Annotated in this window: 22 protein-coding genes; 19 read left to right on the top strand and 3 right to left on the bottom strand. The window is 63.7% G+C overall.

Annotation, left to right across the window (positions count from 1 at the left end; all coding sequences use genetic code 11):
- The 7 genes from LGM42_RS33290 to LGM42_RS29070 all read left to right on the top strand — a co-directional run.
- On the top strand, positions 1–683 hold a 683-nt coding region (locus LGM42_RS33290; RefSeq protein ID WP_226234071.1), incomplete at its 5' end, for an RHS repeat-associated core domain-containing protein.
- On the top strand, positions 680–1,075 hold the full coding sequence (locus tag LGM42_RS29095; RefSeq protein WP_059577199.1) for an immunity 50 family protein: 396 nt from the start codon (positions 680–682) through the stop codon (positions 1,073–1,075). The genes LGM42_RS33290 and LGM42_RS29095, both read left to right, overlap by 4 nt.
- Positions 1,076–1,459: 384 nt before the next feature.
- A complete protein-coding gene (locus LGM42_RS29090) occupies positions 1,460–1,945 on the top strand; it encodes a hypothetical protein (RefSeq protein ID WP_155644577.1) in 486 nt (161 codons plus the stop codon).
- A 220-nt stretch (positions 1,946–2,165) separates the two neighbouring features.
- Complete coding sequence (locus tag LGM42_RS29085; protein WP_060315472.1) at positions 2,166–2,474, top strand: hypothetical protein; 309 nt, start codon at positions 2,166–2,168, stop codon at positions 2,472–2,474.
- Between the two features lie 236 nt (positions 2,475–2,710).
- Positions 2,711–3,028: a hypothetical protein gene (locus LGM42_RS29080; protein WP_060315470.1), complete on the top strand. Its 318-nt coding sequence runs from the start codon at positions 2,711–2,713 to the stop codon at positions 3,026–3,028.
- A 15-nt stretch (positions 3,029–3,043) separates the two neighbouring features.
- On the top strand, positions 3,044–3,448 hold the full coding sequence (locus LGM42_RS29075) for an Imm1 family immunity protein (protein WP_060315468.1): 405 nt from the start codon (positions 3,044–3,046) through the stop codon (positions 3,446–3,448).
- Positions 3,399–3,812, top strand: a complete 414-nt coding sequence (locus LGM42_RS29070) for a hypothetical protein (protein WP_226094288.1) — start codon at positions 3,399–3,401, stop codon at positions 3,810–3,812. The genes LGM42_RS29075 and LGM42_RS29070 overlap by 50 nt, the downstream gene beginning before the upstream one ends.
- Before the next feature lie 113 nt (positions 3,813–3,925).
- Here the strand turns inward: LGM42_RS29070 and icmH are convergent, their stop codons facing one another.
- The 3 genes from icmH to tssJ all read right to left on the bottom strand — a co-directional run bounded on the left by icmH (position 3,926) and on the right by tssJ (position 6,765).
- Entirely contained in the window at positions 3,926–4,708 is a 783-nt protein-coding gene (gene icmH / locus LGM42_RS29065; RefSeq protein ID WP_059577187.1) for a type IVB secretion system protein IcmH/DotU, read from the bottom strand.
- The gene (tssK, locus tag LGM42_RS29060; protein WP_059577185.1) at positions 4,705–6,051 is read right to left on the bottom strand and encodes a type VI secretion system baseplate subunit TssK; all 1,347 of its coding nucleotides are present in this window, start codon (positions 6,049–6,051) and stop codon (positions 4,705–4,707) included. The genes icmH and tssK overlap by 4 nt, the downstream gene beginning before the upstream one ends.
- 102 nt (positions 6,052–6,153) lie before the next feature.
- On the bottom strand, positions 6,154–6,765 hold the full coding sequence (gene tssJ, locus LGM42_RS29055; RefSeq protein ID WP_059577183.1) for a type VI secretion system lipoprotein TssJ: 612 nt from the start codon (positions 6,763–6,765) through the stop codon (positions 6,154–6,156).
- 373 nt (positions 6,766–7,138) lie between these two features.
- Between tssJ and LGM42_RS29050 the strand changes: the two genes are divergently transcribed.
- The 12 genes from LGM42_RS29050 (at position 7,139) to LGM42_RS28995 (ending at position 22,309) form a co-directional block, all read left to right on the top strand.
- A complete protein-coding gene (locus LGM42_RS29050) occupies positions 7,139–7,780 on the top strand; it encodes a tetratricopeptide repeat protein (RefSeq protein WP_060315466.1) in 642 nt (213 codons plus the stop codon).
- Between the two features lie 46 nt (positions 7,781–7,826).
- Positions 7,827–8,342 carry a type VI secretion system contractile sheath small subunit gene (tssB, locus tag LGM42_RS29045; protein WP_027783377.1) on the top strand — a complete coding sequence of 172 codons (516 nt, stop codon included), beginning with the start codon at positions 7,827–7,829 and terminating at the stop codon, positions 8,340–8,342.
- A 15-nt stretch (positions 8,343–8,357) separates the two neighbouring features.
- Positions 8,358–9,848, top strand: coding sequence for a type VI secretion system contractile sheath large subunit (gene tssC, locus LGM42_RS29040; protein ID WP_006484397.1), 1,491 nt, complete (start codon positions 8,358–8,360; stop codon positions 9,846–9,848).
- Between the two features lie 70 nt (positions 9,849–9,918).
- Positions 9,919–10,422, top strand: a complete 504-nt coding sequence (locus LGM42_RS29035) for an Hcp family type VI secretion system effector (protein WP_059449787.1) — start codon at positions 9,919–9,921, stop codon at positions 10,420–10,422.
- Between the two features lie 61 nt (positions 10,423–10,483).
- Entirely contained in the window at positions 10,484–10,969 is a 486-nt protein-coding gene (gene tssE / locus LGM42_RS29030) for a type VI secretion system baseplate subunit TssE (RefSeq protein WP_034183677.1), read from the top strand.
- 76 nt (positions 10,970–11,045) lie between these two features.
- Entirely contained in the window at positions 11,046–12,881 is a 1,836-nt protein-coding gene (gene tssF / locus LGM42_RS29025; protein ID WP_059577179.1) for a type VI secretion system baseplate subunit TssF, read from the top strand.
- Entirely contained in the window at positions 12,845–13,945 is a 1,101-nt protein-coding gene (gene tssG / locus LGM42_RS29020; protein ID WP_059577176.1) for a type VI secretion system baseplate subunit TssG, read from the top strand. The genes tssF and tssG overlap by 37 nt, the downstream gene beginning before the upstream one ends.
- A gap of 44 nt (positions 13,946–13,989) precedes the next feature.
- The gene (gene tssH, locus LGM42_RS29015) at positions 13,990–16,656 is read left to right on the top strand and encodes a type VI secretion system ATPase TssH (protein WP_226234070.1); all 2,667 of its coding nucleotides are present in this window, start codon (positions 13,990–13,992) and stop codon (positions 16,654–16,656) included.
- Positions 16,657–16,698: 42 nt separating this feature from the next.
- Positions 16,699–17,820, top strand: a complete 1,122-nt coding sequence (gene tssA / locus LGM42_RS29010) for a type VI secretion system protein TssA (RefSeq protein ID WP_226234069.1) — start codon at positions 16,699–16,701, stop codon at positions 17,818–17,820.
- Between the two features lie 67 nt (positions 17,821–17,887).
- The gene (locus LGM42_RS29005) at positions 17,888–20,449 is read left to right on the top strand and encodes a type VI secretion system Vgr family protein (RefSeq protein ID WP_226234068.1); all 2,562 of its coding nucleotides are present in this window, start codon (positions 17,888–17,890) and stop codon (positions 20,447–20,449) included.
- Positions 20,449–21,489, top strand: a complete 1,041-nt coding sequence (locus tag LGM42_RS29000; protein ID WP_226234067.1) for a DUF4123 domain-containing protein — start codon at positions 20,449–20,451, stop codon at positions 21,487–21,489. Before LGM42_RS29005 ends, LGM42_RS29000 begins: the two co-directional genes overlap by 1 nt.
- Complete coding sequence (locus tag LGM42_RS28995; protein WP_226234066.1) at positions 21,476–22,309, top strand: DUF3304 domain-containing protein; 834 nt, start codon at positions 21,476–21,478, stop codon at positions 22,307–22,309. The genes LGM42_RS29000 and LGM42_RS28995 overlap by 14 nt, the downstream gene beginning before the upstream one ends.
- Positions 22,310–22,345 lie beyond the last annotated feature (36 nt).

Below are 22,345 nucleotides of genomic sequence, written 5' to 3'. Positions count from 1 at the left end.
ACTGTGATCAGATCGGTACGCCGCAGTTGCTGACCGATGGCGACGGTGACGTCGTATGGGAGGCATCGTATAAGGCGTGGGGCGAAGCGCGGGAGGTGATTGCGCGGGCGTCGAAGGCGGCGGGGATCGCGCCTAAGAATCCGTTGCGGTTTCAGGGGCAGCAGGTCGATGACGAAACAGGGCTGCATTACAACCGGTATCGGTACTACGATTCCGGAAGTGGGCGCTTCGTTGGCAAAGATCCGATTGGGCTCGCTGGCGGGATCAACGCGTATCAATATGCTGACAACCCAACAGGGTGGATCGACCCGCTCGGCCTTGCTCGCTGTCCTTGCGATCCGTGTGGTAAGTCTCGTCGGTCAAGTCTGAGAGATATTCGTCGGCAGCTCGGCATCCCCTTGTCTCAGCAGCCCATCAGCCAGAAAATGGTCCCGTTGACGGATTCCAGCGGAAATTGGCTTCTTGGCGACAACAACAAGCCCGTCATGACGCGGGAATTGACCTATCAGGTCGGTGGTAAAAACGTGGTCATCCAAGACCATTCCGCAGGCCACGTATTCGGAGAAGGGGGGATCGGCGATCAACCGTCACACCACAACGTACGCCCCGAAGAAAACACCCGCACAGGAAAGATTCAGGGAATGGATGATCACTATTACTTCGACTGCCGGAACAAGAAATGAACCCGATACAGCGGATCATGAATCCACAAGCCCTTACGGCGCTTTATGGGAGCGAAGCACCACTTGATGGTGCCGAGATCCTTGAGGTTCAACTCAAGCGGGACGAACCTCGACTGTCGGTGAGAATCATGACCACTCAGAAGCCTGTTTCGCAGCCGAACCGATGGCCGAAAGACTATGACGTCGTCTATCTGAGCTTGTCATTTATCGGTGTTTCCGGCCTCTCCATCGGAGGGTGGGGGTACGATAACATTGTTGCGTCGTTTGTATCGACCGTCGCCGATAATGTTGCTGCGATAACGATTAATTGCAAGGAAGGCGCGTCGATTGCGTTGAAGTACGACTGGGTTCGCGTAGAGGGAATCACGTACGGCAATCTAGGTAGCGCCTAACTTTTCCAGTCCGCGCATAACTCGATGCGCTGAATCGACCCACTTGGGCTGGCTCGTTGCTCTTGCGAGCGCTGCTCAAAATGGGACGTTGGTCAGTACGACGAGCTCAAGAGGCGTTCAGCTTCAGGTGCCAATCGCGCAAGCGTACATTTACGACGCCGTTCCTGAGGACCAGCGTTCTCCATTTACTTATGGCTATTGTGGGGAATCCGATGCGCTCAGTCACATTGCCGCGAGCAATAATGTCAAATCGGTCGATGAGTTGAGGGGTATTACTCAAGGCGCAACATCAACAACTATCAGAATTGGCGGAAAGCATTTGAAATTCTGTCCCTCTTGTGCTCAAGTGATGCGGAAATTGGGAGTGTGTGACGGAGTGAAGGAATGATTGATCATCGGGAAGTGAGCGAAGTCGAATCGCTTGAGGCAAAGCTGCTCGAAAAGAATGCTTCATTCAGCGAAATCACGAATCATTATGCAAAATTTCTGCTTGATCTTGTTCAAGGAGAGGTGCTGGGAAATTTAATTCGTGATCGAGGGAAGCGGATTGCTGCGGTGTATTTAAAAATGGTTCCAACCATTGATGATATAAAGTCGCCGCGGTTAACAAGAAGGCAGGTGCTTGCGAGGCTATGGCACCTGGAAAAGGTGGTGCGGAAATCAAATGCCACATTTTCTGCCCTGGTTCGATGTGTAATTTGCTGCTTTGGAAGTGAGGAGCAATGGTTGCAAGATGATATCGGCGATGAGACACCGCTCTATGTCTATTTGCTCTTTTTGAAAAAAGTTGAGCCGGGGTTGGCAAAATATTTTATTGAATATTTTGACCGAGTGGGAGGGCATCTGATGGCATGCGAGTGTGACACTTGAGCGGGTGTGCCGATTTGCGACCAGATCGATACACCGCGATGACTGACGAACGATTACGATGATGTGGTGTGAGATACGTCGTACAAAGTTTGGGTGAAGCGCGAACGGTGATTTCGCAGGCGTCGAAGGCGGCCGGGCTTGTGCCGAAGAATGTGTTCGGTTTCAGGGCAACAAGTCGACGAGAAGACGTTACGAATGGGAAACGTCAATGAGACGAAACATGGGCACGATACTGTGTAAATCGCATGGCGCGACCGATCTGATACACGTTTCAAGCGATATCGCGGCCGACATGAGAACGGATGCGGGGCGCCTGGAAATGCTCCGTTATGACATCGACTGGCTGGGAGACGGACGCCCCGACATTTCGTACTTCGTCTCGACGGAGGTGGCGAAACAGTTCAGTCTGCCAGAGCCTGGTGATGCGTCATTTGGGCCGGATTTCGAGGAGCGGCATGCGGCTGTCTTCGGCAAGCTTGCCGCTGTTTGCGCCAAGTGTTTTGGCGAGTATCAGAGCAGAATTGCCTGACCGGTTTGGGAAATAGGTATTGCGATATCGTGAATCTCTGGCAGCCGATATAGCCGGCATGGGCTCGTCAGAAGGTTGACCCGACGGTATTTTTCGATCCACATGCAGCGCGCACCCCCACCCGCCTGCAACGGAAACCTGCCGATCGCGCTCGCTTGAAATTGGCATAATCACGGCCTGCCGTGAGGTTCTCGCGGCCGATGCAACGCAATCATCCGGATACCACCGCAATACCCATGTCGATCGACTCCCCGACCGAAGTGTCGCTACAACATATTCTCGAACGCTCCGGCGATTTCTCCGGGTGGCTTTACCTGCCGCCGATGCCGTGGGCGCTCGATACCGAGGGGGCGTTTTTCGAAGACGTCGATGACGCGGCAGCCGACGTTGCGCCTGCCATGGCGGCCCAGCCCGGCTGGAAAGTCACGCTGGACAGCGCGACGATCGAGGACATCGTGATCAACGCACACGATCAGGTCGACGAGCCGAGCGTCGCGCAATTGCTCGACGCGTTTGTCTTCTACGTCGAGAACGACGCATTTATCCTGTTTTGACGCCACGCATAGCGAATGCGAACGACGACAGCGATCGAGGAAACAACCATCGGCAACCGTTCACACGTGACGGAAGCGCCGTGCGACGACCCTGCGCAAGCGATCGCGGCCGTCGAACGACTGAACGGCCGCGATCGCTCGACCGTCGCCTTCGACGCGAGCGATGCAACGGTGATGACGATTGGCGGCGGCCACGACGGCCGATACGTCGTCTTCATCGCATCGGAGATCGATGCCGCATTACTGAACCTGACGACGCCCGGAGTGTCGGCGGACGAAACGGTCGAACTCGTGGCGGGCGGCCAGCGAGGCCGCTATCCGGCGCGACAGTGCGTCGACCTCGCGACGGCGACGCAGGCGGCAGCCTATTTTGTATCGACTGGCGGCGCCGATCCGCGGTTATGCTGGCAAGCCGGCTGACCCTCCGCGCGAGGGGAAGGACATGAACATGGCGGACGATTTGGCAGCGCTGCGCGCACAACAGGACGCCGTTTGCGCACGCTACGGCCTGCATGCCGTCGAACCTGAAGACATGGTTGCCGTCGCGATGTCGACGCTCGGGCGCATGCCCGTCTACGGCACGCGCGTCGCACTGTCCGAAGGCGACAACGTCGGATGGTTCTTTCATTGCGGCGAATATTCCGACGCCGCCGACTTCTATCAGCCGTTGCATGCGGCGCACCTGTCGACCTATCTGCCATCGGTTCTGCCATATCTATGGTTGCCGGCCGGCGCACGCTTCATCATCGACGATGCCGGCTATGAAGACGTCTGGATGGAGTGAGGCACCGACACGCCGCCGATCTTTTTCAGTTGTTTGGACAAAGCGGGCAGAAGCGAAAAAGGACCGCAAGCGGTCCTTTCACCATGAAGCGGCATCCGAAAAACGCGCGCCTGTTACGGCAACGAAATCGTCAAATTAGCCGACTCCGGCCCAACCTTGATGACTTGCGAATAAGGCGCCAACGCCTGCAGCGTCTTGTCCTTGAGATAAGTATTGAGCCCGAGATACCCGAGCAGCGCCACCAGCGCAAACACGGCCCCGATCGCCCAGACCGGCACCTCGCGCTTGAGTCGATGCGCGATCTGGTCGGGCAGCGGCCAATGCGGCGCGAACGGCGCGCGTTTGCCCTTCATGTGCGCGATCTCGTCGCCGAGCCGCGCGGTGAGATAAGCCAGCTTCTCCGGCCCTTCGAGCAGATACTTGCCCTGGAACCCGAGCAGCAGGCACATATGGAACACCTCGAGCGACTGCAGCCGCGCCGCGCCCTGCGCGCGACATTCCTCGAGATACTGGAAGAATTTCTCGCCGGCGAGCTGTTCGCCGAACAGCACGAGCTGCAGCGGCCGGCGCTCCCAATCCGCGCGGATCTTGAACTGCGACGACAGCACCATTTCGTCGATCGCCGCGCAGAACGCGAACTTCGCGCCGTACACGTCCTCGGCGGCGATGTTCAGCTTCTTCGCGCCGCGCTCGAAATCGGACAGGAATTCCTGGATCCGCGTGCTGAACTCGCTGGCGCTGTCCGGCTCCCGCCCGTTCTTGAGCAGGAACAGCATGAAGAACCCGTCGTACAGCAAATCGAGCAGCGAGCGGGCCTGGAACGCGGAATCCGTCGACGCCGGGCTGTGCAGGGGCGGCGGCACGTTGTCGCCGAACAGGGAAGGCGCGTAGCTCATGATGTGACCGCGATCAGTTCGAATTTCAGGTCATTGATGCCAGTCGGCGCGTAGATCATCGCGGACTGGGCCTGCAGCATGCGCTCGTACAGCGGGCTGCGCGAATCGAGCGCGAAGTAGCACGCGCCGGGGCGCACCGGAATCGCGGGCGGCACCTGCGGCGTGTATGACAGCCGCACGCCGGGCATCGCCGACAGCACGAGCTTGTCGACGTCGTCGGGCGCGCCGACCTTGAAGCGGGCCGGCACCGCATCGACGAGCTCGACGCTCGGCATGTCCGCGGACACCGCCAGATAGAACTCGGTCTTGTCGTCGATCTTGCCGGAATCGAGGCGGCCGAGGTGGAACGACGGGCGCACCTCGTCGAGCGTGATCGCGAAATAGCGCGTCGAGATCACGGTGTCGAGCAGTTCGCGCAGCATCAGGTCGAGACGCGCGAAGCTCGGGCCCGGATCGTCGTGGCGGTACACGGGCAGGTCGGCGAGCGTGTAGCCCTTCGAGAACGTCATCAGCTGGCCCGCGAGGCGCAGCAGTTCCTGGAACAGCCGCTCCGGATGCAGCGCCGCGTGCTGGTGCAGGTGCGCGAGCGTCGCGAACGCGGCATTCGCGGTGTGCAGCAGCCAGAACGATGCGATGTCGCCCGAGCGGAACTCGATGATGTTCTTCGACGGCTCGCGGTGGAAGCCGTACAGCGCGTTCACCTTCGCCTGCAGCGCGTCGACGAGCTGGCGCAGCCGCTGGTGCAGGATCGGCGACGCCTCGATCGCGAGGCACGGCGGCACGAAGCTGTCGTCGATCTCGAAGCCGGACGTCGCGGTGCGGCGCACGCGCACGAGCGGCACGGACAGCAGCTGGTCGCGCGGCTCGCTGTGCGCGATCAGCTTGACCTGCGTCTTCAGGAACGTGATGTCGGCTTCGGCGGCGTCGGTGAAATTGTCGGCGACGCTCGTCTGCTCGCTGACGAACCGCGTCATGAAGCCGGCGGCCGGATCGTCGCTGTAGTTGGTGCCGTTCTCGCGCAGCGGATGCAGCGCGAGATAGAACACGAATTCGTTGATGCCGTCGGGCAACGTATCCAGCGCGATCGGCGGCGGCAGGTCGTCGGCCTGCGGCGCGGCATACAGCGCGCCGTCCGGAAACACGAGCGCGAGGTCGGCTACCCGCAGCACGTTGCTGCCGAGCGCGTCGCGGTCGATGCGCACGGAGCGCACGCCCCAGTTGTACGGCTGGATCGCCTGGATGGACTCGAACAGGCGCGCCTCGTGGTACGCGTCCTGCCGCTGAAAGTGTTGAGGCCGGAGGAACAGCCCTTCCCCCCACAGCACCTTGGCCGAATAACTCATGTCAAATCCGGTTAATGTGGCGTTGCGATGTAATCGATTTGTTCGTGCCCGAATTAAATCGCCAATTGTTAACTCTTGTTAATTGACATTCGTGCGTCATGTTTAACCGCAGGACACCGAAGACAGCATATTCAGCGGCTGCGAAGGCGCACCCTGTTGCGGTGCGATGACCGTGCCGCCGGTGACCGTCATCGCGCAGTTATGCAGGCCGATGATTATGCCGGATTTCTCCGACTTCGCCGGATCGAACGTCAGTTTCCATCGTTGCAGCGCGGGATCGCGGAACAGCGCGACGATACCGAATGCCTGCGCTTCGCGCGACACCTTCTCGGTCGCCGTATAGCGCTGGCCCGGAATCAGCGTGATTTCGCGCACGTTCAGCAGGTCGGCGCCGAGTGCGGCTTTTTCCTTGGTCGGATCGGTAAATGCGTCGAACGGCGCTTGCTGGAACGAAGTCGGGTCCTTCAGCGCATAGAGCCGGACGACGAGCGCGAGCGGCTTGTTGTCGGTCGCGGCGTTCAGGTTCGGCGCGGCGGCCAGCGTCAGCCCGATGTTGCGCGGCGGCTTCTGCGCATCGGGCACCTCGGGCTTGCCGATGCCGGCCGCGGACATCACGGCGCTCGCGGCCGAGCCGAGCAGCGGGGCGGCCGCGCATCCGGCCAGAAGGGCGCAGGCGACCAGCGGCAGCGCGTAGCGAATCATGGACGATCTCATCGTGTTTCCGGCGTGCCGCCTTTATCCCTGTCAAAACTGCCGGGTATTACCACGTTCGCTGCGGGTCCCCGACACTGCACCGTTCAACTATTAAGCACGCTCGCGTCAAGGCGAGCGCTCGGAAATTTTTTCCGCCGCCGGGGCGGCGCGTCGTGCGACCAGTAAAACTTGCGCTTCCCGGCCCGACGAAAAACCGCCGCGAGCCCGCCGCGAGCGGCCATTCGAGGGGGTAGCGCCCGGTTTTAAAAGGAATTACTCTTCACACGACGATTGAATTATGAAAAATTGATCGGTACTATACCCGCGCGCTTCTTGCAAAGCAAAAGAACCAGATTCTCAACGATTTAAAACTCACGCGCCGGTGGATATAACGATGAAAGACCGTCTGTTCGCAAAACTGTCTGGGGTAGTGGTGGCTTGCGGCGTGATCGCCGGCTGTGCGAGCCAGCCTCCCGCGCCGCCGACTGCGGAAGTGTTCAACAAGTCGCTGGCCGATGCGGACGCCGTCGCGAAGGCGGGGGACCAGGACAAGGCGCTCGGCCTGTACCAGCAGCTCGCGAAGTCGGATCCGACGCGCGAGGAGCCGTGGTCGCGCATCGCCCAAATCCAGTTCGCGCAAAACCATTACGGCCAGGCGATCGTCGCCGCGCAGGAAGCGCTGCAGCGCGACGCGACCGATCGCCAGGCGAAGAGCGTGCTGGCCGTCGCCGGCCTGCGGATCGCGACGCAGTCGCTCGGTGAGCTGCGTCAGGATGCGTCGCTCGCGGGCGACGCGAAGTCCGACGCGCAGGCGCTCGCGAAGCAGCTGCGCGACACGCTCGGCGAGTCGGCGCTGTTCCCGCCGGAGCAGCGGGCGCAGACGAGGAAGTACAGCGGCCGCCGTACGGTTCATCGTGCGAAGGCCGGGGGCGCACCGGCCGCGGACACGGCCGCGAGCGCCGCCCCGACTCCGACGCCGACGCCGCCCGCGGCGCAAAAGGGCAGCGCGGATCCGTTCGGCGCACTGCGCAACTGAAACCGCAACTGACGCGATAACCACAACTAACCTGGGAGCCGTCGAGATGGCCAAGAAAGAAAGCATTCAGAAAAGCTTGCAGAAAATACGGCCGCCGCGCGTCCAGCTGACCTACGAGGTCGAGAAGGGCGATGCGATCGAGGTGAAGGAACTGCCGTTCGTCGTCGGGGTCGTCGGCGATCTGGCGGGCCAATCCGAAATCGAGCAGCCGAAGCTGCGCGACCGCAAGTTCGTCAATATCGACCGCGACAATTTCGACGACGTGATGAAGGCGATCGAGCCGCGCGCCGCGTTCCAGGTGGAAAACCGCCTGAGCCCGGAAGGCGGCAAGTTCGCGGTCGACCTGAAGTTCCGCTCGCTGTCGGATTTCAGCCCGGACGAAGTCGTCGAACAGGTCGAGCCGCTGCGCCGCCTGCTCGAGGCGCGCTCGAAGCTCGCCGACCTGCGCAACAAGCTCGCCGGCAACGACAAGCTCGAGGATCTGCTGTCCGAGGTGCTGAAGAACACGCAGCAGCTGCAGGAGCTCGCGAAGGGCACCGGCAGCGACAAAGACGGCGAATGACGACGGAGTGTTGAGATGAACCAGCAAACGGCTGCGGCCCAAGCGAGCGGCGCGGAATACGCCGCCGGGACTTCGCTGCTCGACGACATCGTCGAGAAGAGCAAGGTCGCGAAATCCGATTCCGAGCATGCGCGTGCGAAGGACCTGATCGGCGAACTCGTGCACCAGGTGCTCGACGGCACGGTGATCGTGTCGGACAACCTGTCGGCCACGATCGACGCGCGCGTGGCGGAACTCGACCGCCTGATTTCCACGCAGCTTTCCGCCGTGATGCACGCGCCGGAATTCCAGCGCCTCGAAAGCACGTGGCGCGGGCTGGACTATCTGGTCAAGGAAAGCAACACGGGCCAGACGATCAAGATCAAGGCGCTGCACGCACCGAAGCGCGACCTCGTACGCGACTTCAAGGGCGCGAGCGAGTTCGACCAGAGCGCGCTGTTCAAGAAGGTCTACGAAGAGGAATTCGGCACGTTCGGCGGCTCGCCGTTCGGTGCGCTGATCGGCGATTACGAGATCTCGCGCCAGCCGGAAGACATGTACTTCATCGAGCAGATGTCGCACGTCGCGGCGGCCGCGCATGCGCCGTTCATCGCGTCGGCGTCGCCGGAGCTGCTCGGCCTGGAGTCGTTCTCCGATCTCGGCAAGCCGCGCGACCTCGGCAAGGTGTTCGACACGGTCGAGTACGCGAAGTGGAAGTCGTTCCGCGACGCCGAGGATTCGCGCTACGTCGGCCTGACGCTGCCGCGCTTTCTCGGCCGGCTGCCGTTCAATCCGAAGGACGGCCAGACCGCGGAGAATTTCAACTTCGTCGAGGACGTCGACGGCACCGATCACGACAAGTACCTGTGGTGCAACGCGGCATGGGCCTTCGCGGCCCGCCTGACGGCCGCGTTCGACGACTTCGGCTGGTGCGCGGCGATCCGCGGCGTCGAAGGCGGCGGCCTCGTCGAGGATCTGCCGACCCACACGTTCAAGACCGACGACGGTGAAGTCGCGCTGAAGTGCCCGACCGAAATCGCGATCACCGATCGCCGCGAGAAGGAGCTGAGCGACCTCGGCTTCATCCCGCTCGTCCATTGCAAGAACTCAGATTACGCCGCGTTCTTCGCCGCGCAGTCGGTGCAAAAGCCGAAAAAGTACAGCACCGACAGCGCGAATGCGAACGCCGTCCTGTCCGCCCAGCTTCAGTACATCTTCTCGGTATCGCGCGTCGCGCATTACCTGAAGGCGATGATGCGGGACAAGATCGGCAGCTTCGCATCGGCGCAGAACGTGGAGACTTTCCTCAACCGGTGGATTTCGCAGTACGTCCTGCTCGACGACAACGCCTCGCAGGAACAGAAAGCGCAATTTCCGCTGCGCGAGGCATCCATACAAGTGTCGGAGATTCCGGGCAAGCCGGGCTCGTATCGTTCGGTCGCGTTCCTGCGCCCGCACTTTCAGCTCGACGAACTCTCGATTTCTCTGCGACTTGTCGCTGATCTGCCCAAACCGGCAAATTCATAAGCGAGTAAATCGCCCGGGCGGGCCGCCTGGGTAGGACGTTAAAACCACCTCTTTGGGGAGTCGAAGGGCCATGTTACATATGCACTTGCAGTTTGGTAGTCCCGCGGTGAAGGGCGAGTCCGCGGACAAGGACCATCAGGGCTGGATCGAACTGAAATCGTGGGATCACTCGATCGTTCAGCCGCGTTCGGCAACCGCATCGACCGCTGGCGGTCACACGATGACGCGTTGCGAGCACGGCGACATGATCTTCACGAAGGAAATCGATTCGTCGAGCCCGCTGCTGTACCAGCACGCTTCGGGCGGTACCACGTTCGACGAAGTGACGGTCCATTTCTCGCGCGCGGACGGTGAAGGCAAGCGCGTGCAGTATCTGGAAGTCAAGCTCAAGTACGTGATCATCTCGAGCATCGCCCCGAGCGTTCGCGAGGAAGGTCTGCCGATCGAGACGTTCTCGCTGAAGTACGCAGCCGTGCAGTGGAAGCAAACCCAGCAGAAGATCGGCGGCAACCAGGGCGGCAACACGCAGGGCGCCTGGAGCCTGACGAAGAACGACAAGACCTACGCGGTCTAAGGTCGGTTGCGGCAACGGGGCGCTCGCGTCCCGTTGCCGTTTTCGCTGTCAACACCGGCCGATGAAACGATTCGAACCCAGTTTTCTCGACAAGCTGTTCGACGACGAACCGCATCTGCCGGCCTCGGCCGCGATGCGGCAATTGTCGCTGGACGAGCTCAAGACCACGGTCGCCCGCGACGTCGAGGCGATCCTCAACACCCGTATCGCGCACACCGAGAACGAGCTGGCCGCGCTGCCGGAATGCCAGAAATCGGTGCTGACCTACGGGCTGAACGATTTCGCAGGGCTGAGCCTCGCGAGCCACTACGATCGCGCGTTCATCTGCAAGTCGATCCAGCAGGCGATCGCGCGCCACGAGCCGCGCCTGCAGCAGGTGCAGGTGACGTTCGAGCTGAACGAGCAGGCCACCAACGCGCTCTATTTCGCGATCCAGGCGTTGCTCGTGGTGCACCCGGCCGAGGAGCCGGTGAATTTCGACGCGATGCTGCAACCGTCGACGCTGCAGTATTCGGTCACGCGCGCACGCGCGGCACGCATGCAGTAAATCAAGCCGCCGAGCGGGCCGGACCGCCCGGTGGTGAATCAGGTCCGGCAGGAAATATTGAGGTTCGGGGTCGTCGATGGAAGAATTGCTGCCGTATTACGAACGCGAATTATCGTTTTTGCGGCGCTATTCGCGAGATTTCGCCGAACGCTATCCGAAGATCGCCGCACGCCTCGCGCTGTCCGGCGAGCATTGCGAGGATCCGCACGTCGAGCGGATGATCGAGTCGTTCGCGCTGCTCGGCGCGCGCATCAACAAGAAGCTCGACGACGACTACCCGGAATTCACCGAAGCGCTGCTGGAAGTGCTGTATCCGCACTACCTGCGGCCGTTTCCGTCGTGCTCGATCGCGCAGTTCACGCCGGCTTCGCCCGGCCAGCAGACCGAACCGGTCGTGATCGATCGCGGCACCGAGCTGAAGAGCCGCCCGATTCGCGGCGTGCAATGCCGGTTCCGCACCGCCTACGACGTGACGCTTGCGCCGATCCGCATCTCGGAGGCGCGCTATACCCCGGTCGCGCTCGCGCCGAGCGCGACGGTGCTGCCGTCGAATGCGACGGGCGTGATCTCGATCACGTTCGAATCGCTCGCCGCGCAGCTCGATCTCGGCGCGCTGAAGCTGCCGACGCTGCGCGCGCACCTGCACGGCGAGCAGTCGTTCGTCGCCGCGCTGACCGACTGCCTGTTCATCAACGTGCTCGGTGCGTATGTCGAGCCCGAGCGCAACGGCCGCTGGACCGCGCTGCGCAAGCTGCCGATCGCGCAGGCCGGCTTCGCCGAGGATGACGCGCTGATCGACTATCCGGCGAAGTCGCATCCCGCGTACCGCCTGCTCACCGAGTACTTCGCATTCCCCGACAAGTTCGATTTCGTCGATTTCGATCTCGCGGCGATCGCACGCGCGTCGGGCCGCTGCCAGCGCGCGACGCTGCATCTCGTGCTGCAGGACGTGCGCGGCGATTCGCATGTCGCGCGCCTGCTCGAGCTGCTGACGGCGAGCCATTTCCGGCTGTTCTGCACGCCGATCGTCAACCTGTTCCGCCAGCACGGCGAGCCGATCCGCATCACGCACCGCGCGGTGTCGTATCCGGTGATCGCCGAGGCGCGGCGCGCGTTCGCATACGAGGTGTATTCGATCGACTCGGTGAAGCTCGTCCGGCAACAGGCGCACGAGGAATCGGTGATCGAGTTCCGGCCGTTCTATTCGCTGCATCACGGCGAAGCGGCGCGCATCGGCCACTACTGGTTCGCGCGCCGCAACGACTGGGTCGCGCAGAAGAGCCCCGGCTACGAAACCGAGATCTCGATCGTCGACATCGACTTCGAGCCGACGTCGCCGCAGACCGACACGCTGAGCCTCGACCTCACCTGTACGAACCGCGACCTGCCTTCGATGCTCGCGTTCGGCCTAGAAGGCGGCGATCTGTTCCAGGAGGGCGGCGCGCAGACGAGCGGCATCTCGCTGCTGCGCCGGCCGACGCAGAGCGTGCGTTTCGAGCGCGGCCGCGCGGCGCACTGGCGGCTCGTGTCGCATCTCGCGCTCAACCACGTGTCGCTCGTCGCGCACGGCCTCGCGCCGCTGAAGGAAATGCTGACGCTGTACGACCTGCGGCGCACGGCCGTGTCGATGCGCCAGATCGACGGCCTGGCCGGCGTCGAACAGCGCGGCGCGGTGCAGTGGCTGCCCGGCAAGCCGTTCGCGACCTTCGTGCGCGGCATCGAGATCCGGCTGACGATCGACGAGGAGCACTTCGTCGGCGCGAGCCTCGCGTCGTTCGTGCGGGTGCTCGACAGCTTCTTCGGGCTGTACGTCCACCTCAACAGTTTCGTTCAATTGGTCGTCGTGTCGAAGCGCACCGGCGAGGAGATCATCCGATGCAAGCCCCGAACCGGCGAATCGATCCTGGCGTAGTCGACGCGCTGCTCGACGAGCCGCACCGCTTCGAGTTTTTCCAGGCGGTGCGCGTGCTCGAAGGGCTGTTCGCGCGGCAGGCGTCGGATGCGCCCGGCGCGTGGCGGCAGGGCGACGTGGTCGCGCAGCGCATCGAATTCCGCAACACGCTGTCGCTCGGCTTCCCGCCGAGCGAGATCGAAGGCGCGCGCTCGTTCGACGACGGCGGCGCGCCGCTGAACTCGGGCGAGCAGCGCGGCGCCGCGCTGGCCGCCGGCGAGCTCGGCCGCGTCGAGCTGACGCCCGCGTTCTTCGGGCTGCTCGGCGGGCAGGGCGCGCTGCCGCTGCACTACACCGAGCAGATCGTCGCGCGCGAGCATCTGCGGCGCGACCACGCGGCGCGCGCGTTCTTCGACGTGTTCTCGAACCGCGCGACCGCGCTGTTCTACGCGGCGTGGAAGAAATACCGGCTGCCGTTCCATTACGAACTCGACCGCGACGAGCGCTATCTGCCGCTGTTGCTCGCGATCGCGGGCGTGCCGAGCGACGAGGTGCGCGACAGCCTCGCGGCCGGCCCGGGCGGCGTGCTCGACGAGGCCGTGGCCGGCTACGCGCTGGCCGCGCGGCACCGGCCGATGTCGGCCGCCTACCTGCAGCGCACGCTGTCCGACTACTTCCGCGTGCCGGTGAAGATCGACCAGTTCGTCGGCAAGTGGTACGACGTGCCGCCCGATCAGTTGAGCGTGCTCGGCGAAGTCAACGCGGTGCTCGGCGCGACGGCGCTCGTCGGCGAGCGCGTGTGGCAGCGCGACATGCGCGCGCGGATCGTCGTCGGCCCGCTGTCCAAGCGCGACTACGAGGCGTTCCTGCCCGGCGGCGCGCACGCCGTCGCGCTCGAGCGAATGCTGACGCTGCTCGCCGGCGTCACGCTCGAGTACGAGGTGAAGCTCGTGCTGAAACGCACGGAAGTCGGCGCGAGCGTGCTCGGCGCGGGCTCGCGGCTCGGCTGGGACGCGTTCCTCTGCACGCGCGACGCGGCCGAGGACCGGTCCGATGCCCGCTACGAACTGCACGTGATTCACTGATCCCGAACGACAACAAACACGCAAACGAACCTGAGACCGACGCCATGAGCACGCCTCTGAAGACCCTGATCACGAAACTGAACCCGCTGTGCCGGCACGCGACCGAGCGCGCGGCGAGCGCGTGCCTGGCGCGCGGCCACTACGAGGTCGATCTGGAGCACCTGTTCCTCGCGCTGCTCGACGAGGCGACGGGCGACCTGCCGCTCGCGCTGCGCGCGAGCCGCGTCGATCCGCACGCGCTGCACGCCGATCTCGAACGCGAACTCACGCGCCTGAAGACGGGCAACACGCGCACGCCGGTGTTCTCCGTCCATCTGATCGCGCTGTTCGAGCAGGCATGGCTGATCGCGTCGCTCGATTCGCAGCTCGGCCGCATCCGCTCGGGGCACCTGTTGCTCGCGCTGCTGACCGCGCCGGATCTCGCGCAGTTCGCGCAACGGATGTCGTCGCGGTTCGCGGAAATGAACGTGACGGACCTGAAGCACAAGTTCGACGAAATCATGGCCGGCTCGAGCGAAGCCGAGCCGCGCCAGGCGGACGACGACAGCGACGTCGCACCGGCCGCCGACGGCATGGCGCCCGCGGCCGGCCCGTCGAAGACGCCCGCGCTCGACACGTACACGACCAACCTCACGCAGCGCGCGCGCGACGGCAAGATCGATCCGGTGATCGGCCGCGAAGCGGAGATTCGCCAGGCGATCGACATCCTGATGCGCCGCCGCCAGAACAACCCGATCATGACCGGCGAGGCCGGCGTCGGCAAAACGGCGGTCGTCGAAGGGCTCGCGCTGCGCATCGCGGCCGACGACGTGCCGCCGCCGTTGCGCGGCGTCGCGCTGCACGTGCTCGACATGGGGCTGTTGCAGGCCGGCGCGAGCGTGAAGGGCGAGTTCGAGAACCGGCTGAAGAGCGTGATCGACGAGGTGAAGAAGAGCGCGCACCCGATCATCCTGTTCATCGACGAGGCGCACACGATCATCGGCGCGGGCGGCCAGGCCGGCCAGAACGATGCGGCGAACCTGCTGAAGCCCGCGCTCGCGCGCGGCGAGCTGCGCACGATCGCCGCGACGACGTGGAGCGAATACAAGAAGTACTTCGAGAAGGATGCGGCGCTCGCGCGGCGCTTCCAGGTGGTGAAGGTCGAGGAGCCGAGCGAGCCGCTCGCGGCCGCGATGCTGCGTGGGATGTCGGGCCTGATGGAGAAGCATTTCAACGTGCGGATCCTCGACGATGCGATCACCGAGGCCGTGCGCCTGTCGCACCGCTACATCAGCGGCCGCCAGTTGCCGGACAAGGCGATCAGCGTGCTCGACACCGCATGCGCGAAGGTCGCGCTCGCGCACAGCGCGACGCCGGCCGCGATCGACGACACGAAGAAGCGCATCGAGCGCATCGATGCGGAAATCGCGTCGCTGGCGCGCGAGGCGGCGGGCGGCACGGCGCACGACGAGCGGCTCGGCGAGTTGCGCGCCGCGCGCGACGCGGCCCTCGAACAACTGGCGAAGGATGAAGAACGCTACGAAGCCGAGCGCGTGATCGTCGCCGAGATCACCGAGCTGCGCGACACGCTCGACAAGGCGCGCGGCCCGTCGGAAGACGGCGAACCGGTCGATGTGCACGCCACGCGTGAGAAGCTGGCCGAACGCGTCGCCGCGCTGCACGCGCTGCAGGGCGGCGAGCCGATGGTGCCGCTGCAGGTGGACGGCCACGTCGTCGCCGAGATCGTCGCCGCGTGGACGGGCATCCCGCTCGGCCGGATGGTGAAGGACGAGATCGACACCGTGCTGAACCTGCAGCCGCTGCTCGCCGCGCGCGTGATCGGGCAGGACCATGCATTGGAGGCGATCGCGCAGCGCGTGCGCACCGCGACCGCGAACCTCGAGGATCCGAACAAGCCGCGCGGCGTGTTCATGTTCGTCGGGCCGTCGGGCGTCGGCAAGACCGAGACGGCGCTGGCGCTGGCCGACATCCTGTACGGCGGCGAGCGCAAGATGGTCACGATCAACATGAGCGAGTACCAGGAAGCGCACAGCGTGTCGGGCCTGAAGGGCTCGCCGCCGGGCTACGTCGGTTATGGCGAGGGCGGCGTGCTGACCGAGGCCGTGCGCCGCAACCCGTATTCCGTCGTGCTGCTCGACGAGGTCGAGAAGGCGCACCCCGACGTGCTCGAGATGTTCTTCCAGGTGTTCGACAAGGGCACGATGGACGACGCGGAAGGGCGCGAGATCGACTTCCGCAACACGCTGATCATCCTGACGTCGAACGTCGGCTCGGCCGCGGTGATGCAGGCGTGCCTGAACAAGCCGGCCGAGGAGCTGCCCGATCCGGACGCGCTCGCCGAGACGCTGCGTCCGCAGCTGTACAAGACCTTCAAGCCGGCGTTCCTCGGCCGGATGAAGGTCGTGCCGTACTATCCGATCTCCGACGACGTGCTGGCCGAGATCATCGAGCTGAAGCTCGAACGCATCCGGCGCCGGATCGACGCGAACCACAAGGCCGCGTTCGAATGGGACGAGTCGCTCGTCGACGCGGTGCTCGCGCGCTGCACCGAGGTCGATTCGGGCGCCCGCAACGTCGACCACATCCTGAACGGCACGCTGCTGCCGGAGATCGCGGGCCACGTGCTCGGCCGGATCGCCGACGGCGCGGCCATCGCGCGCATCGCGGTGCGCGCGGACGAGGCCGGCGAATTCGCGTACACCGTCGAATGAGCGCGGCCGCGCCCAGTCAAGCATTGATGAACTGACCGAACCATGCCGATCAATCTCCCCGAGCTGCTGACGCCGATCAGCGATGCGTCGCCCAGCGGCGACGACCTGCTGTTTTCGAACGAATTCGACGCGATCCAGGACGCGCGGCGCTATGACGACCCGACGCTCGACCAGGGCGAATGGGTGACCGAGATCAAGGAGGCCGACTGGGGCTTCGTCGTCGACCATGCGGGCGAACTGCTGCGCACGCGCACGAAGGACCTGCGGCTCGCCGTGTGGCTGACCGAGGCGCTCGCGCTCGAGGACGGCATCACGGGCCTCACCGAAGGCTATGCGCTGCTCGAGGGCCTGTGCCGCGACTTCTGGGACACTTTCCACCCGCTGCCCGAGGACGACGACATCGAGCACCGGCTCGGCAACGTCGCGTGGCTGTCCGGCCGCACGGCCGAGCTGCTGCGCGCGGTGCCGCTGACGGACGGCGCGTCGAATGCGTTCAGCACGCTCGACTGGGAAGTCGCGCAGCACGTCGCGCAGGCGATCAGGCGCGACCCCGAACACGCGGACGACATCGCGCGCGGCAAACCGTCGATCGAGCAGATCGATGCGTCGCGGCGCGTGACGTCGATCGCGTTCTACACGGCGCTGCTGGCGAACCTGAAGGCGTTCGAATTCGCGCTCGATGCATTCGAGGAGCGGCTCGTCGAGCGCGCGGGCGATTCGGCGCCGAGCTTCCGGCAGGCGCGCGATGCGTTCGAGACCGTGTACCGGCTCGCCGAGCGCTTCGCGCGCGAACAGGGCTATACGGGCAGCGCGCCGCACACGCAGGCAGCGCCGCAGGCCCAGTCAGAACGCATCGAGCCGGTGTTCGGCCAGCCGATCCAGACCGAGGAGACTCACGTGCAGCAGCAGACCGCTTCGCGTCCTCCGGTGACGCAGATGATCGCCGGCATCCAGAACCGCGCGCAGGCCGTCGACCAGTTGCGTGCGGTGGCGCGCTATTTCCGTCAGACCGAGCCGCACAGCCCGGTCGCGTATCTCGCCGACAAGGCGGCCGAATGGGCCGACATGCCGCTGCACAAGTGGCTCGAGAGCGTCGTGAAGGACGATGGATCGCTGTCGCATATTCGCGAGCTGCTGGGGGTGAGGCCCGACGAGCAGTCGTGAGCGATGGTGTATTGACCTGAGAGCGCGGACCCGTCGGGTTCGCGATGAGCGAGAAGAAGGGTGACGCATGAACGTGACCGAACTGGCACAGGCGATTCGTGGTGGCCTGATTCAGCAGGACCGCCTGCTGAAGACGGACATCCCGTCGCTGCCGAACAATGCGCTCGTGCCGCGCCGGGCCGTAACCCGTTCGAAACTCGGCCGTGATTTCAGCGTAACGCTCGATTTGGTGTCCACCGCGAGCGACGTCGAGCTCAAGACGCTGATCGCGCAGCCGATCACGCTGTGGATCCAGCGGGCGGACAAGTCGTATCTGCCGATCAACGGTTATATCCACACGGCGCGGCGGCTCGGTGCCGACGGCAGCCTGTCGAGTTACCAGCTGAGCTTCGCGTCGTGGATGCACTTCCTCAAGTTCCGTAGCGACATGCGGTACTGGCAGGACCAGCCGGTCGACGCGATTCTCGCCGACGTGTTCGACACGCATCCGCAGGCCAAGGGGCGGTACCAGTTCGCGTTGTCGAAACCGTTGCCGTCCCGCTCGTATTGCCGCCAGAGCGAAACCGACTGGAACTTCGTGCATCGGCTGATGGAGGACGAAGGGCTGTTTGGCTTCTGGCGGCACAGTGAAGACGGGAAGGCGCACACGTTCGTCATCACCGACGATCTGCATACGGTCGACGCGCTGTCGCCGAATACCGTCAGGTTCGATCGTTCGGGCAGTGGCACCGAGACTGCCGGTTTCACCCAATGGACCGCGTCGCGGACGTTGCAAAGCACACTGCACACGACGCGCACGTTCGACTACAAGTCGCCGTCTGCGGCGGGCAATCCGAACGGCACGTCGCTGCCGACGAAGGCTGATCAGGGCGACCTGCCGGGTCAGGCGGAAATCTACGAATACACCGGCGCGTACACGTATTCGGGCCAGGACCGCGGCGAACATCTGTCGAAGATCCGCCTCGAGGAATGGGAGTCGCGGGCGAAGCGTTTCTTCGGCGTGGGCGGCGTGCGTTCGATTGACGCCGGCCGGCGTTTCACCCTCGTCGACCATCCGGAGCACGATCGCGATGCGGCGAGCGACCGCGAGTTCGCGGCCATCGGCGTCACGCGTTACATCGAGAACAATCTGCCGGTCTCGGATCACGAAGCGAGCTTCCCTCATAGCTTGCAGGCCGAGCTGGCCCAGGTGAAGGCTGGTCGCGGGGAAGTGGCGGCGTTCGAGGTCGGGCATGACGACGGCTCGGCCGGTTTCTATCTCGTCGAGGTCGAGGCGCAGCGCGCGAGCGTGCCGTATCGGAGCCCGTTCGAGCATCGGAAGCCCGAGATGCAACTCGAGACGGCGATCGTTGTGGGCCCGAAGGGCGAAGAGGTCTATACGGATGAACTGAACCGGATCAAGGTCATGTTCGTGTGGGACCGGCAGAGCGAAGGCCGAGAGACGGCATCGTGCTGGATGCGCGTCGTGCAGTCGGATACCGGTGGCGGTTACGGCGGTGTGCATATTCCACGCGTCGGCGAGGAAGTGCTGATCGGCTATATCGGTGGCGACTGCGACCGGCCGATCGTCATGCATCGTGTCTACAACGGTGTTGCCAAGCCGCAATGGCATAGCGACGGGATCCTGTCGGGCTTCCGGTCGAAGGAATATGCGGGATCGGGGCACAACGAGATGGTGCTCGACGACGCGACCGGGCAGAACCGCGCGCGCCTGTTCAGCAGCAGCGGGAATTCGCTGCTTCATCTCGGCTATCTGATCGAGCAAAACGGGAATACGCGCGGTGCGTATCTTGGCTCCGGTTTCGATCTGCGCACGGATGCGTACGGGGCGATGCGTGCCGGGCAAGGCCTGTACGTGACGACGCATCCGAAGCGGGCGAACAGTCAGCCGCTGGACGTGAGTGAAGCGAAGCAGCAGCTTGCCAATGCGGAAGGATTGATCGAGTCGATGTCGCAGGTCAGCGAGATGCATCAGGCGGAGAGTCTCGGCGCGGGGCACGACGCGCTGAAGCAATTTACTGACGCGACACAGAGTAGCGTGGCGGGCGCGACGACCGGCGGCGGCAGGACCGCAGGCGGCGGGACGGGCAACGCGAATGCGTTCAAGGGGCCGGTGATGCTGTTCGCGAGCCCCGTGGGGATCGGGGTGGCGTCGCAGCAGTCGGTGCATGTGGCCAGCGACCGGCAGACCAATATCGTCAGTGGGCAGAGCACGTTCATCACCAGCGGGAAATCGCTGATCGCCGGCATCCGGGATCGCATCAGCCTGTTCGCGCAGAATGCCGGGATGAAGCTGCTCGCCGGGAAGGGCAAGGTCGAAGTCCAGGCGCACATGGACAACGTCGAACTCACGGCGCAGAAGACCGTGAAGGTGATGGCGGCGACAGAGGCTGTCGACGTGGCTGCGAAGCAGGAGATATTGCTGACGTCGGGGGGCGCTTACATCCGGATCAAGGGCGGCAAAATCGAGCTTCACGCGCCAGGGAAAGTCGATTTCAAGGGCGCGCAGCACCAGTTCGCCGGGCCGACGAGCATGCAGTATCCGTTGCCCGCGATGCCGGGCGGCACGTGCAAGCAATGCGTGCTCAACGCGCACAGCGGTCGTGAGTCGATGGTCGAGGCGGATTGATGGACGAAGTCAACGATACGGGCGACCGGAACGACTCGGTCGGCGCGAGCGAAGCGGCTGACGCAGAACCGAATCCACGCGAGCTGGAGTGGCCGGCGTTTCTCGAGACGCTGAAAGCTTCGGTCGCGCGTACGGACGACGCTGGGAGTGCGATGCGGCTTTACGTACTCGTCGATACGCGCGGTTATCAGGAGTTGGATGTGCAGCTCGCGGCAGTGCCCCGCCTGCGCTATGCGTCGCTCTGGGCGGATACCGGGCTCGACGCTTATACGGATATCGCGCCGTACCTGATCGCGTTCGATCGCGACGCGATCAACGACGAGAACGCCGAGCAGCATCGGCTGCTGCGCCAGCTGTGGTCGGAGGCGGTCGACCTGCATGCGGTGAAGTGGCTGTGGTCGACGTGGTCGTTCGATGCGCTCGATCAGCATTTGCGCCAGTACGTGCAGTACAGGCTGCCCAACGGCCGCGCGTACTACCTCTTCTTTTTCGACAACCATGTACTGGGGCGACTTCGACAGGTGTGGCGCGATACGCAGGCGCAGCGGTTCGTCGCGCCGTTCGGCGAGATCCGGTATCGCGACAGGCGGCTGGGCGAAGTCGTGTGGCGCAATGACATGCACGCGAGTGAAGGTGCGGTACCGGTGGGTGATGCGCCGGGTCTCGACGAGCAGCAGCATGCGCGACTGATCGAGCTCGGGTATCCGGACAAGCTCGTGCTGAAGTTCCGCGAGACGATGGGGGCGATGGTCGATCACATTTCCGATGCGGAACTGCATGATCGAGTGGTCGAGCAACTCGATCGCGCTGCCGCGCACCGGATTGCCGAAGAAGCGGGGTTGCAGTGCTACGTGATGACGGGCGTGCTGGTTTCGCCGCGGTTCGACGAGCATCCGGCCGTGAAGTCGCGTCTCGAGGCCGCTTCGCGCGGAGAAACGAGCGTGGATGCGGCACTGGCCTCGATCGACGATGCGACGTGGGACGCGATTCGCGATGCGCACGAGCGGGGATTGCTGGAGGCGCGTAATGACGTGGCGTAGGTTCGGGCTCGGGGTGGGACTGCTCGCGGTGGCTTTAAGCTCGAGCGCGTGCGGCAAGTCGGAGCCGGTGTATAGCGGAATTTCCATAATGGGCCGGAATTATCTGCCGTACAACATGAGTGGTTTCACCATTACCGACGCATACGGGAACAAGGCGAGTGGCGGTGGCGATGATCCTCCGGGAGCGAGTGGCGGGAGCCTGACATGCTGCTACAAGCTCAAGGGGACGGAATTCACGGTCAGGTGGGAGTACTACGACGTCGACCAGTGGCACAAAGGGGACAAGCAGATGTTCCGTGCCGAGGCGAAGGTGTCGATGCCGCCGTCCCAGACGCCGGACGAGGTGGGTTCGCGTATTTTCGAAGTGCACTTCTTTCCGGACCGGCATGCCGAATTCCAGTTTCCCGGCCAGATGCTTGATGATGCACGCCTACCGATCGTCGAAGTCGTGAAATGGGTGAAGCAGTATCAAGGGCAACTGGACAAGCGATACGACGAGCGCGAAGACCAGCAGTTTCGTCGTGTTGCCCGGATCGTGGCGTCTGCGTGGTTGAAATATCGTCTAACCGACCGTAACGATCTGGAGCAGTACGCTTACTTCAGTTTGCTCATCAACAGCCATTTCGATACGCATCCGGACGCTCAGCGCATATTGAAGACCGCAGCCAGCCAGCCGGGTGCATTTGCGAAGTGGGCTCTGTCGCTTTCGAATCATTTGCGCTCTGAGGTGGCGAGCGGAAAATTCGTGGCGGTAGCCGCGCCGCCGATAGCTGAAGGTTTGCTGCCGTCAGCGCGTGTGGACGAGGCTCTGGATGGTTGATTGTGCGGAGAACTGCTCGCGGAATGAGAGAAGAGC

Source organism: Burkholderia sp. AU39826 (genome assembly GCF_020419965.1).
GTDB lineage: Bacteria > Pseudomonadota > Gammaproteobacteria > Burkholderiales > Burkholderiaceae > Burkholderia > Burkholderia semiarida.
The sequence above is the reverse complement of the archived record's forward strand: the minus strand, read 5'-3'. Positions and strand labels throughout refer to the sequence as shown.